Source organism: Paracoccus sp. UBA889 (genome assembly GCA_002294185.1).
GTDB lineage: Bacteria > Pseudomonadota > Alphaproteobacteria > Rhodobacterales > Rhodobacteraceae > Paracoccus.
Map to the genome: position 1 here is coordinate 1 of DBFD01000055.1, position 11,571 is coordinate 11,571.

The 11,571-nt window shown below is 66.0% G+C and carries 11 protein-coding genes; 7 read left to right on the plus strand and 4 right to left on the minus strand.

The annotated features are described in order from the left end of the window. The coding region (locus B4L36_RS11445; RefSeq protein ID WP_292957116.1) for an NADPH-dependent FMN reductase at window positions 1-440 on the minus strand (440 nt) is incomplete at its 3' end. A 166-nt stretch (window positions 441-606) separates the two neighbouring features. On the opposite strand from B4L36_RS11445, the gene cobT reads away from it, so the two are divergent. Next, window positions 607-2,475 (plus strand): cobaltochelatase subunit CobT, encoded by a 1,869-nt coding sequence (gene cobT / locus B4L36_RS11450; RefSeq protein ID WP_292957119.1) that lies wholly within the window; start codon window positions 607-609, stop codon window positions 2,473-2,475. Between the two features lie 28 nt (window positions 2,476-2,503). On the opposite strand, the gene B4L36_RS11455 is transcribed toward cobT, so the two are convergent. Next, window positions 2,504-4,279 carry a chloride channel protein gene (locus B4L36_RS11455; RefSeq protein WP_292957122.1) on the minus strand — a complete coding sequence of 592 codons (1,776 nt, stop codon included), beginning with the start codon at window positions 4,277-4,279 and terminating at the stop codon, window positions 2,504-2,506. A gap of 156 nt (window positions 4,280-4,435) precedes the next feature. On the opposite strand from B4L36_RS11455, the gene B4L36_RS11460 reads away from it, so the two are divergent. Continuing rightward, window positions 4,436-4,996 carry a hypothetical protein gene (locus B4L36_RS11460; protein WP_292957124.1) on the plus strand — a complete coding sequence of 187 codons (561 nt, stop codon included), beginning with the start codon at window positions 4,436-4,438 and terminating at the stop codon, window positions 4,994-4,996. A gap of 3 nt (window positions 4,997-4,999) precedes the next feature. On the opposite strand, the gene B4L36_RS11465 is transcribed toward B4L36_RS11460, so the two are convergent. Continuing rightward, entirely contained in the window at window positions 5,000-5,821 is an 822-nt protein-coding gene (locus B4L36_RS11465) for an NAD-dependent epimerase/dehydratase family protein (protein WP_292957126.1), read from the minus strand. Next, on the minus strand, window positions 5,821-6,714 hold the full coding sequence (locus B4L36_RS11470) for a glycosyltransferase (RefSeq protein ID WP_292957128.1): 894 nt from the start codon (window positions 6,712-6,714) through the stop codon (window positions 5,821-5,823). Before B4L36_RS11470 ends, B4L36_RS11465 begins: the two co-directional genes overlap by 1 nt. Window positions 6,715-6,862: 148 nt before the next feature. On the opposite strand from B4L36_RS11470, the gene B4L36_RS11475 reads away from it, so the two are divergent. The 5 genes from B4L36_RS11475 to aspS form a co-directional block, all read left to right on the plus strand. Continuing rightward, window positions 6,863-8,242, plus strand: a complete 1,380-nt coding sequence (locus B4L36_RS11475; protein WP_292957131.1) for an FAD-binding oxidoreductase — start codon at window positions 6,863-6,865, stop codon at window positions 8,240-8,242. Window positions 8,243-8,281: 39 nt separating this feature from the next. After that, window positions 8,282-8,551 (plus strand): hypothetical protein, encoded by a 270-nt coding sequence (locus B4L36_RS11480; RefSeq protein WP_292957134.1) that lies wholly within the window; start codon window positions 8,282-8,284, stop codon window positions 8,549-8,551. 194 nt (window positions 8,552-8,745) lie between these two features. Further along, a complete protein-coding gene (locus tag B4L36_RS11485; protein ID WP_292957137.1) occupies window positions 8,746-9,558 on the plus strand; it encodes a GH25 family lysozyme in 813 nt (270 codons plus the stop codon). Continuing rightward, window positions 9,531-10,190 (plus strand): CPBP family intramembrane glutamic endopeptidase, encoded by a 660-nt coding sequence (locus B4L36_RS11490; RefSeq protein WP_292957140.1) that lies wholly within the window; start codon window positions 9,531-9,533, stop codon window positions 10,188-10,190. Before B4L36_RS11485 ends, B4L36_RS11490 begins: the two co-directional genes overlap by 28 nt. A 59-nt stretch (window positions 10,191-10,249) precedes the next feature. Beyond that, a partial coding sequence (aspS, locus tag B4L36_RS11495; RefSeq protein ID WP_292957143.1) for an aspartate--tRNA ligase occupies window positions 10,250-11,571 on the plus strand: 1,322 nt, incomplete at its 3' end.

Sequence of the window (11,571 nt, forward strand, 5' to 3'; positions counted from 1 at the left end):
CCGATATGGACCGCATTGCGCAGCGGCGCCATCTGCAATTCCACGGCGATCATCCGCAGATGCTCCAGCGCCCTCGCGCCCCCCGCGCCGCCATAGGCCAGCGCGGTCATCGGCTTGCGGTTCCATTCCTTGTAGGCCTGATCCATGGCGTTCTTCAGCGCCCCGGGGACCGAGTGGTTGTATTCGGCCAGCACGAACATGAAGCCGTCGAAACCGTCCAGCTTCCTCTGCCAGGCCAGCGCGTTCGGATCCTTGGATTCGACCCACAGATTCGACGCGGCCTCGTTGAAGAAGGGAAGGTTCTGTTCGCGCAGGTCGACCTTCTCGAAGTCCAGATCAGGGTGATCCGCGACCTGCGCCATAAGCCACTCCGCGGGCTTGTCGGCGAAACGGGCGTCGCGCGTGGAACTGACGATGACGGCAATCCGGGGTCTGGCCATGACCTGTCCTTTCTTCGTTGGGCAATATCCCCACCAACGCGATCGCGACCTGACCGGTTGCAAGGGCTTTTGCGCATCCGCGCACAGCGGCGGTGCGGCCCTGCACAGCCTCCTGGCGCCGCGTCTGCCCCTTGCCCCGCGCCTCGGGCGGTGCTCTATGGATGACATGAAGACATCCGACAATCCCGCCGATCCCTTCAAGAAGGCCCTGACCGAGGCCACGCGCGCGCTTGCCGACGAGCATGAGTTGAACGTGACCTTCAGCGCCGATCCGTCCGGTGTCGCCGGCGACACGATGCGCCTGCCGCAGATCAGCCGTCGCATGGGTCGGCAAGAGGTGCTGCTGGCGCGCGGAACCGCCGATGCCCTTGCGATGCGGATGCGCCATCACGACGCGGCGACCCATGCGAAATTCGCGCCAGCAGGTCCGATGGCGCGCGAGATTTACGAAGCCATGGAAACCGCCCGCTGCGAGGCTCTGGGCGCGCGCGACATGCCCGGCGCCCTGTCCAACATCGATGCCAGGATCGGCGCCGAGGCCGACAAGAAGGGTTATGCCCAGATCAAGGCTCCGGCCGATGCGCCACTGTCGGTGGCCGCGGGCTATATCCTTCGGCAGGCCGCGACCGGCCGGGCCCTGCCCGTGGGTGCGCAGCATGTCGCCGATCTGTGGCGGCCCTTCATCGAACAGCAGGCGGGCGAAACGCTGGGCGATCTTCGTGAAACCCTGGCCGATCAGGCGGCCTTCGCGCGACTTGCGCGGCGCGCCATCAGCGATCTGGGTTATGGTGATCAACTGGGCGAGGATCCCGACGAACCCGAGGATGATGCCGCCGAGGAAGACGCCGAACAGGACGAGGAGGCCGGCGACAACCAGGCGCGCGACCAGGATGACAGCGAGGATGGCGAAGGCTCGCCCGAGCGCAGTCAGGAACAGCAGCAGGACGAACGTCAGGCCCAGGTCAGCATGGACGATCAGGCCGATGACGAGTTGACCGACGAGGCCGAGATGCCGGATGCGGAAGCGCCGCCCGACCTTCCGCCGCCGGTCAGCGAGGCCAGCCCCGATTACCGTGTGTTCTCGCAGAACTGGGACGAGGAAATCCGCGCCGACGATCTGGCCGACCCGGCCGAACTGGAGCGTCTGCGCGCCTATCTGGACAAGCAGCTTGAACCGCTGCGCGGTGCGGTCAGCCGGCTGGCCAACAAACTGCAACGCCGCCTTCAGGCGCAGCAGAACCGCAGCTGGGAATTCGACAAGGAGGAAGGCGTTCTGGATGCCGGCCGCCTGGCCCGCGTTGTGGCCAACCCGACCACGCCGCTGAGCTTCAAGGTCGAAAAGGACATGGAGTTCCGCGATACCGTGGTGACGCTGCTGATCGACAATTCCGGCTCCATGCGCGGCCGACCCATCTCGATCGCGGCGATCTGCGCCGACGTGCTGGCCCGGACGCTGGAACGGTGCAGCGTCAAGGTCGAGATCCTGGGCTTTACCACCCGCGCGTGGAAGGGGGGGCAGGCCCGCGAGGAATGGTTGAAACAGGGTCGTCCGTCCCAGCCGGGCCGCCTGAACGATCTGCGCCACATCATCTACAAGCCCGCGGATGCGCCCTGGCGTCGTGTCAGGCCGAATCTGGGCCTGATGATGAAGGAAGGGCTGCTGAAGGAAAACATCGACGGCGAGGCGCTGGAATGGGCGCATCGGCGGCTGGCAAAGCGGGCCGAAGCGCGCAAGATCCTGATGGTCATCTCGGACGGCGCGCCGGTCGATGATTCGACCCTGTCGGTCAATCCGGCCAATTATCTGGAAAAGCACCTGCGCGACGTGATCGCCATGGTCGAGAAGAAACGCGCCGTCGAATTGCTGGCCATCGGCATCGGTCACGATGTGACCCGCTATTACGACCGGGCTGTCACCATCACGGATGCCGAACAGCTGGCCGGTGCGATCACGGAACAACTGGCTGCGCTGTTCGACAGCGACCCGCGCAAGCGCGCGCGCGTTCTGGGCATGGCGGCAATGCGCCGCGCCTGAGGCGCGGGATCCGCCGGCCGATTCCGTCTCAGCTGCGATAATCGCGCAGAACCGCCGCCGCGATGGTGTCGCGGGTCAGCACGCCGATCACGTTTTCCGGCCGTGGCATGGTCTTGTCGGGCAGAATCAGAAGCGCCGCGTGATCGCGGTCGGCCATGTTCGTCATCGCGTTCTGGAGAAAACTGGTTTCCTTGGCATAGCCCACCGGACCGATCAGGGGGCCGTGTCGCCTGGTCGGATCTTCGGGATGGACGCGGACGATGCCGACGACGCTGCGGTTCTCGACCACGACCGCATAGATCCGTTCCGATCCCAGCAATGTGTCCACGCTGCCGCGATCGCCGAGTTCGGCCTTCTCGATCACGCCGACGGCAGGGGACATGATTTCCTTGATCTGACGGATGCCGAACATGTGGGCGCGCGATTCGCGCGGGATGCGATGGCCGCGGCGCGTCAGTTTCAGCGTGTAGATGTCGTCGGGCGACAATTGCTTGCGGACGCCAAGCGCGACCACGACCGCGATGATCGCCGCGACCGTGATGGTGTAGTCGCCGGTCATCTCGAACAGCATGACGATGGCGGTCAGCGCCCCGCCGGTCGAGGCGCCTACGATGCAGGCCATGCCGATCAGCGCGAAAGTGACCGAATGGAAACCCAGATTCGGGAACATGATGTCCAGCACGCCGCCGAACGCCCCGCCAAGTGCTGCGCCCAGAAACAGCGAGGGCGAGAAGATTCCGCCCGAGGCGCCGGCGCCAAGGCTGACCGAGGTGGCAAGGAACTTCAGCACGAAAAGCAGCATCAGGAAGGCCGGCGCGGTCAACTGACCGGTCAGGATCGCCTCGATCGTGGCATAGCCGACGCCCGCCGTGTGATACATGCCGGTGGTCAGCAAAAGCACATACATCAGGATGCCCAGCGACAGCATTCCGGCGGCGTTTTTCAGATAGGCATTGGCCTTCCAGCCGTCGAAAGCGTCCTCGATCATGTAGAGACCGCGCACGAAACCGGCCGCGGCGACCCCCGTGACAAGGCCGAAGATCACGTAGAGAGGCAGCATGTCGACCGAAAGGGGCACGACAAGATCCGGCCTCTCATGCGCGGCGACAAGAAAGGCCGGAGCAATGCCGAAGGCCAGTCGGCCGATATAGGTTGCGGTGCCGGTGGCGATGACGACCGGGATCAGGGTGCGTGCGCTGAATTCCGGCAGCATCAGTTCGACCGCGAACAGCACCGCGCCAAGCGGCGTGTTGAAGGTCGCCGCGATCCCCGCCCCGGCCCCCGCCGCGACCAGTGTGATCACCTGCCAGCTGCGCAATCGCGCCAGCCCGCCCAGGACCGATCCGATCCCCGATCCGATCTGGATGATCGGACCTTCGCGCCCGACCGAGGCGCCCGATCCGATCGACAGCGCCGAGGCCAGCGACTTGATCACGACCACCTGCGGGCGGATCTTGCCGTTGCGGTAATAGATCGCATCCATCACCTCGGGCACGCCGTGCCCCTTGGCCTCGGGCGCGTAGCGGCGCACCAGCCACAGCACGATCGCCCCGCCGATCACCGGGGCCAGGATCACCAGCGGCCCGAAAGGGGCCGGCGGCGTGGCGATGTTGGCATCATATGCGAAAGAGAATTCGCCCAGAAAGAACAGGTTGTGAATGAACGAGATCAGGTAGCGCAGCAGGATCGCGCCCAGGCCCGTGACGATGCCGATGCCGATGGCCAGAAAGGAAAGCGAAATCAACGAGACATTGCGGGTGTCGTTGTTCAGTCCGGGCAGGTCGGTCGTGGCGGTATCGGTCATGGCTCTCGGTGGCGGTTGTGGTCGCGGCCGGCGACCTGTAGGAATGCCGCGGGCCGGGTCCGGGCCATTCGCAGCGCCTTCTCTGCTATGCCTTTGCCTGCCCGGATGCAAACCGTAAGCAGCATCCGGCCCGCGAAGCAGTGGAAGGGACAGGACATGGCCGCGATCAGATTCAGCCGGATGCGCGGACTTGGCCGTGTCCAGTGGATCGCCGCCGCAGCCGCCCTGTCGGCCGTCGCGATCTATCTGCTGGTGCTGCGGCAACTGGATCACCGCGCCGCGGCCTATCTGGAGGGGCTGCGCGAGACCGATCCGACAACCTATCTGACCGATCTTCGCGAGGTTCGGGGATATGACGCCTTTCTGACCGAATATGCGCGTCTGGAAGGGTTCGACGAATTTCGCCCGCAGCCGCCCGGCTTCCTGATCGGTCGCTGGACCATGCGCGACGACATGCTGAGACTGACCCGCGGGCAGGCGCCGAAATCCTGCACCGACCCGGCCACCTTCGAATACGGGCTTTTCATCAGCGCGCGCGCCGAAATCGTATCCCTGCCCGTCGCATATCGCCTGTCGGGAAGCACGGTCGAGATGCGGATGGCCGGGGATCGGACGCTGCCGATCCGGCTGATCGCCTATGGCGCGCGGCTGGACCATCTGGAGTTCACGCCGCCGGGCGAGACCCGGCCGGTTCATGCCTATCTCTGCGGACGCTGACCCTCACGGATCCGCAAGCATGCGCGGCAGGCTCTGGCGCAGCAGCGTCATGCCGCCGGGCCGCCAGCCCATCGCCGCCAGGGCCGCGCAATCCGGCACGTTCAGCAACGACGCATCCGCGCGATGGGGCAGGGGATGGCGGCTGGACGTCAGATCCCGCACCTCGGCCAGCAGATCGCGGCGGTCAAGGACCAGATCGGACGCATTGACGCTGGCGGGTGGGGTCTCTTGTGTCAGAAGCAGCAGCATCGCGCAGGCCAGATCCCGGCCGTGCAATTCGGTCGCGACGCGCGGCGTGATTGCGCGACCTGCCAGATAGTCGCGGATCAGTCCGCGCCATTTCTGCGCCGGGCCGGGCCCATAGATGCCTGTCGCCCGGATCGAGGTCGCCCGAAGCTGCGGTCTCAGCCGGCGCAGATGCGCCTCGGCCAGCGCCTTTACCTCGCCGTAGAGATTGGCCGGACGTGGCGGCAGGTCATCGAACAGCGCAATGCCGGGCGGATGGCCATCATGGACGGCGCGCGACGACAAAAACAGGATCCGGCCCACGCCCGCGGCCGCCGCCGCATCGAACAGCCGGATCGAACCGTCCAGGTTGTCGCGCCGAAATCCCTGTGCATCCGCACCCTCGCCGCCGCGATAGCGGCCCGGGACATGGGCGAAGGCGCAGTGGATCAGGGCGTGGTGGCCGGCAAGGTCGGGCGCGTCGCCCAGGACATAGCCGCTGGCGCGGTCCAGCACCGTCACCTCATGCCCCTGGGCCAACGCGGCCCGCAGCGCGAAGCCGCCGACGATGCCGCTGGCGCCGGTCAGCGCGATGCGCATCAGGCGGCGGGGCGGGCCTGGGCGGCCAGGTCGGGAACCGGCTGGCCCGCGGCGATGGCGCGCCAAAGCTGGATCAAGGGCCGCAGCAGATCGGCCTTGTCGTGTTCCTGCCAGGGCTTCTCGTACTGGAAATGCAGGATGCGAATGTCGTCCCAGCTCCACAATTGCGGCATGTTGAACCAGACATATTGCAGCATGTTGTGGTGGATCGAAAGGCCGTGCCAGTCGGGGAAGTAATCCTGCAGGAAGCTCTGGTCGGTTCGTCGCCAGAATGCGCCGGGCCGGTCCAGCCGCGCCAGCATCTCGCGATGGGTGCGCTGATCGGGACGGGCCGTGAAAACGCCCGAATTCATCCGCAGAAACCCGTCCAGCCCGTCATAGACATTGGGCGCGGCACAGAATTCCGGCATCTCGAACAGCTTGTCGACGTTGCGCAGCACGATGGCATCGGCATCCACGAAGACGCAGCGGTCGTAATCCAATTGCCACAGCCGCAGCTTGACGAAATTGTCCAGGGGCGTGTGGAAATCCGGCTTGGCCCCACGGGTGAAGGCCGCGCGACGATGCAGCGCGTCGCGGGCATGGGCCTGGTCGAACGCCTCCGAGGTCGGCAGCAGGTCCGCCGCCACCAGTCGCGCATCCAGCGCCCGCAGCCGCGCCAGTTGTCCGGCACTCAGCCCGCGATGCATCACCACCAGATCGGCCCTCGAGCCCGTCAGGCGCAGCGAACGCAGCAGGGCCTCGGCCCCCGGCAGATAATCCGGATTGCTGACCAGCGTCACATAGGCATGATCGGCGCGCCGCGGCGTTTCATCGCGCAGGCCATCGGGCAGGCGGTGGCCGGCATGGCGCGACGCGTCGGGCCGCAGCGGTGAAATTCGCGAATTGTTCATCAGAGAGGCGTCCTTCCGGGATATCATGGTCTGACTGGTCTCTGCCGCGACATTATGGCAGGTCTTTGGCCTGTTGATGGCAGAACGCGGTGGGCTTTGCCAAGGTTCATCGCCGGAACAATCACTTGGCACGGGCGAGGGTTTGCCGATGGCGCTGCGGGACGAACTGATCGAAAGATTGCGAAGGATCCTCGGCGCGCGCCTGTCGGTGTCGGATGCGGATCGCGATCACCACGCGCAATCCGAAACCTTCCACAGAAGCCCGCCGCCCGACGCCGTGGCCTGGCCCGAGACCGCCGATGAGGTCTCGGCCATCCTCGCGATCTGTGCCGAGGCCGGGATCTCGGTGATTCCCTGGGGAACGGGCACGTCGCTGGAAGGTCACGCCCTGCCGGTGCGCGGCGGCCTGACGCTGGATCTGTCGCGGATGAACCGGGTGGTCCAGATCCGCGCCGAGGACATGCAGGTCAGCGTCGAACCGGGCGTGACGCGCGAGGCGCTGAACATGGAATTGCGGGCGACGGGCCTGTTCTTTCCGGTCGATCCAGGCGCCAATGCCAGCCTGGGCGGCATGGCCGCGACGCGTGCCAGCGGCACGACCGCAGTGCGCTATGGCACCATGCGCGACAACGTTCTGGGCTTGCAGGTGGTGCTGGCCGACGGGCGCATCATCCGCACCGGCACGCGGGCGGCCAAGACCAGCGCAGGCTATGATCTGACCGGCCTTTTCGTGGGGTCCGAAGGCACGCTGGGCGTGATCACGGAACTGACCCTGCGCCTGCACGGCCAGCCCGAAGAGGTCGCCGCCGCAGTCTGCGCCTTCGACAGCCTCGATCACGCCGTCGAATGCGTCAGCGCCACCATCCAGTCCGGCATTCCGATGGCCCGGATCGAATTCGTCGATGCGGCGACCGCGCGCGCCTTCAATGCCCATTCCGGCAGCACCCTGCCCGAAAAGCCGCATCTGATGGTGGAATTTCACGGCTCGCCCGGCGCGGTGCGCGAGGATGCGGAGCGATTCGGCGATCTGGCGGGCGATTTCGGCGCACAGGGTTTCGACTGGGCCGTGACGGCCGAGGATCGCGCCCGCCTGTGGCGAATGCGGCATGGTGCCTATCACGCCTGCCGCGCGCTTCGCCCCGGCGCAACCGGGGTGGTCACCGATGTTTGCGTGCCGATGTCGCATCTGCCCGCGGCCGTGGCCGCCGCCGCCGCCGATATCGCCGGGGCGGGGCTGATCGGGCCGATCGTGGGCCACGTGGGCGACGGCAATTTTCACGCTCAGATCCTTGTCGAACCGGGCAATGCGACCGAACTCGCCGAGGCCAAGCGTATCGCCACCCGCATGGCCGAACGCGCGCTGCGCGTCGGTGGCACGATTACCGGTGAACATGGCGTGGGCATCGGCAAGCGGGGATTGATGGCGGCCGAACATGGCGAAGGCTGGCAGGTGATGGGCGCGATCAAGACGGCGCTTGATCCGCGCGACATCCTGAACCCTGGAAAGCTGGTGCCGGACCGGAACTGACCTTCCCGTTTGCATGTTGATCCAGAAAGGAGCCTTGCCATGTCCCACAACGACAACGATCCCGGCCGCTCGGCCAGAAATCACCGGCCGGCGGTCATCGCCATCGGGCTGGCGCTGATCGTCGCGGCGCTTGCCTGGTGGTTGTTCCTTCCCGGTGTGAACGAAGGCGATGACGGCATCGCGACCACCGAACCGCCCCAGGGAACGCCCGTGACGCAGGCCGAGGGGGTGAGCAATCCGGATGCAGCCGCCGCGCCCGCCGCCGGGACCGAGGGTGCGGCCACGGATAGCCCGCCGGCCAGCAACTGAAGGCGATACGCCGCTGCAAAAGGGATCCTGCCCCGCCTGATCGGGCGAAGCCTTGGCCTCTGCGCCTGCCGGTCCGCTTTCTGACGCAGACGTGACCGTCACGCCCCGGTGACTTTGCCTCACGGCTTTGCGATAACGGCACCAAGCGCCGCCGACAGGCGCAGAGCAGCAGCAAATCCCGTGGGGCAGGCGATATGAGGCATCTGACTAAAATCCTGATCGGGCTGTTGCTCGTGCTGGCGGTATCGTGTTCGCGCACGCCCCCGCGCGGCGGAGGCGGAGGCGGAGGCGGCCCCGGCGGTTCGACCTACACCGCGGGCAAGACACCGCAACTGGGCGACAGCCGCCCCCATGCCTGGCGCAATGGCCATCCCTACAATCAGGATGTGCACGGTATCGACATCTCGCGCTGGCAGGGCGACATCGACTGGGGCCGTGTCCGAAGCGCGGGAATCAACTTCGCCTTCATCAAGGCGACCGAAGGCGCCGATCACGTCGATCCGGCCTTTCAACGGTACTGGCGCGAAACTGCTGCCGTGCGCCTGCCGCGCAGCGCCTATCATTATTACTATTTCTGCCGGTCCGGCGAAGAACAGGCAGAGTGGTTCATCAAGAACGTCCCGCGCGAACGCGGCGCCATGCCGCCGGTCCTGGATCTCGAATGGACCAATTCGAACACCTGTCCACGCCGCCCGCCGCCCGCCGAGGTGAAACGAGAGGCATCGGTCTTCATGGATATCGTCGGCCGCTACTATGGCCAGCGCCCGATCATCTACACGACGGTCGATTTCTACCGCGAGAACCAGCTGGGCGATCTGCGTGCCGAGTTCTGGCTGCGCTCGGTCGCCGACCATCCGCGCATGACCTATCCCGGTCAGAACTGGACCTTCTGGCAATATACCGGAACCGGCATCGTGCCGGGCATCGAGGGCAATGTCGATCTGAATGCCTTCGCGGGCTCGTCGGCCGACTGGACACGATGGCTGTCGGCACGCCTGACGCGGTAGCGCCGCGCCCCCGGCTGCTGGCCGAATTCGCGGCGCTCTATGTCGGGACGCCGCTGGCCATCGCGCTGTTTCTGCCGAAAGGCTGGCTGTTTCCGGCGCTGTTCCTGTTCACGCTGGCGGGCCTGTTGCTGTTGTGGCGGACCGGCGGATTTCGCTGGTCCAGCCTGATCCGCGGCATCCGGATTCCCTGGTGGGAGGTGGCGGGCATCGCCATCGCGACGCTGGCCGCCGGCACCGCGATCCTGTGGCTGGTCCGCCCCGAGGCGCTGTTCGTCCTGGCCCGCACCCGGCCGGAATTCCTGTTGCTGATCTGGGCTCTCTATCCGCTTCTTTCCGCGCTGCCGCAGGAACTGATCTTTCGCGCGCTTTTCTTTCACCGCTACGGACCGGTGCTGCCCCAGGGGCGCGCCGGCATTGCCATCAATGCCGCGGTCTTCGCCTTCGCGCATCTGATGTATTGGTCGGCGGTCGTCCTGGCGCTGACCTTCATCGGCGGCTGGATCTTTGCGCGGGCCTATCGGCGTCACGGCTTTCCAGCGGCGTGGCTGCTGCATGCGGTCGCGGGCAACATCCTGTTCGCGGTCGGGATGGGTTATTATTTCTACAGCGGCAACGTGGTGCGGCCTTTCTGAGCGGTTGACTTCCCCGCTGTCGCACGGTTCATGCGGGGGCTGAACGAACGAGGTCCGCAATGCACCCCTATCGCAGCCATACCTGCGCCGATCTGAACGCCGCCCATGCCGCAGAGGCGGTCCGCCTGTCCGGCTGGGTTCACCGTGTCCGCGATCACGGCGGCGTCCTGTTTGTCGATCTGCGCGACCATTACGGCATGACCCAGGTCCTGGCCGACAGCGACAGCCCCGCCTTCGCCGCGATGGAAAAGCTGCGCGCCGAGACGGTGATCCGCATCGACGGCCGGGTGAAGCTGCGCGATCCATCACTGGTCAATTCCAAGCTGCCCACCGGCGAGATCGAAGTCTATGCCACCGATCTGGAGGTGCTGGGCCCGGCCGAGGAACTGCCGCTGCCGGTCTTTGGCGATCTGGACTACCCCGAGGAAACCCGGCTGGCCTATCGGTTTCTCGACCTGCGCCGCGACAGCCTGCACAACAACATCATGCTGCGCTCGCAGGTGATCCGCAGCTTGCGCAACCGCATGTGGGACGCCGGCTTCACCGAATTCCAGACGCCGATCATTACCGCCTCCAGCCCCGAAGGCGCGCGCGACTTCCTGGTGCCGTCGCGCCTGCATCCGGGCAAGTTCTACGCGCTGCCGCAGGCGCCGCAGCAATTCAAGCAGCTGATCATGGTGGCGGGCTTTGACCGCTATTTCCAGATCGCGCCCTGCTTTCGCGACGAAGACCCGCGCGCCGACCGCAGTCCGACCGATTTCTACCAACTCGACGTCGAGATGTCCTTTGTCGAACAAGAGGATGTTTTCAAGGCGATTCAGCCGGTTATCCAGGGCTTGTTCGAGGAATTCGGCAAGGGCCGCCCGGTCGAGGCCGACTGGCCGCGCATCCCCTATGCCGAATCGATGCTGAAATACGGCAGCGACAAGCCCGACCTGCGCAACCCGATCGAGATGCAGGTTGTCAGCGACCATTTCCGCGGCTCGGGCTTTGCGATCTTTGCGAAACTGCTGGAACAGGACGGCACCGAAATCCGCGCCATTCCCGCGCCCACCGGCGGCAGCCGCAAATTCGCCGACCGCATGAACGCCTTCGCGCAGAAGGAAGGGCTGCCGGGCATGGGCTATATCTTCTGGCGCCAGGGTGAGGATGGCCAGACCGAGGCCGCAGGCCCCATCGCCAAGAATATCGGTCCTGAACGGACCGAGGCGATCCGCCGGCAGCTGGGCCTGGGCGAGGGTGACGCGGCCTTCTTCCTGGGCGGCAAGCCCGAGGCGTTCGAGGCCGTGGCCGGCCGCGCCCGCAACGAGATCGGGCGGGAACTGGGCCTGACTGTCGAGGACCAGTTCAAATTCGCCTGGATCGTCGATTTTCCGATGTA

Bases quoted from the DNA above. Each gene is read 5' to 3' on its own strand.
- B4L36_RS11470 (WP_292957128.1), bottom strand. From the start codon at position 6,714: ATGAACAATTCGCGAATTTCACCGCTGCGGCCCGACGCGTCGCGCCAT.
- B4L36_RS11475 (WP_292957131.1), top strand. From the start codon at position 6,863: ATGGCGCTGCGGGACGAACTGATCGAAAGATTGCGAAGGATCCTCGGC.
- B4L36_RS11455 (WP_292957122.1), bottom strand. From the start codon at position 4,279: ATGACCGATACCGCCACGACCGACCTGCCCGGACTGAACAACGACACC.
- B4L36_RS11480 (WP_292957134.1), top strand. From the start codon at position 8,282: ATGTCCCACAACGACAACGATCCCGGCCGCTCGGCCAGAAATCACCGG.
- B4L36_RS11460 (WP_292957124.1), top strand. From the start codon at position 4,436: ATGGCCGCGATCAGATTCAGCCGGATGCGCGGACTTGGCCGTGTCCAG.
- B4L36_RS11485 (WP_292957137.1), top strand. From the start codon at position 8,746: ATGAGGCATCTGACTAAAATCCTGATCGGGCTGTTGCTCGTGCTGGCG.
- B4L36_RS11465 (WP_292957126.1), bottom strand. From the start codon at position 5,821: ATGCGCATCGCGCTGACCGGCGCCAGCGGCATCGTCGGCGGCTTCGCG.
- B4L36_RS11490 (WP_292957140.1), top strand. From the start codon at position 9,531: ATGGCTGTCGGCACGCCTGACGCGGTAGCGCCGCGCCCCCGGCTGCTG.
- cobT (WP_292957119.1), top strand. From the start codon at position 607: ATGAAGACATCCGACAATCCCGCCGATCCCTTCAAGAAGGCCCTGACC.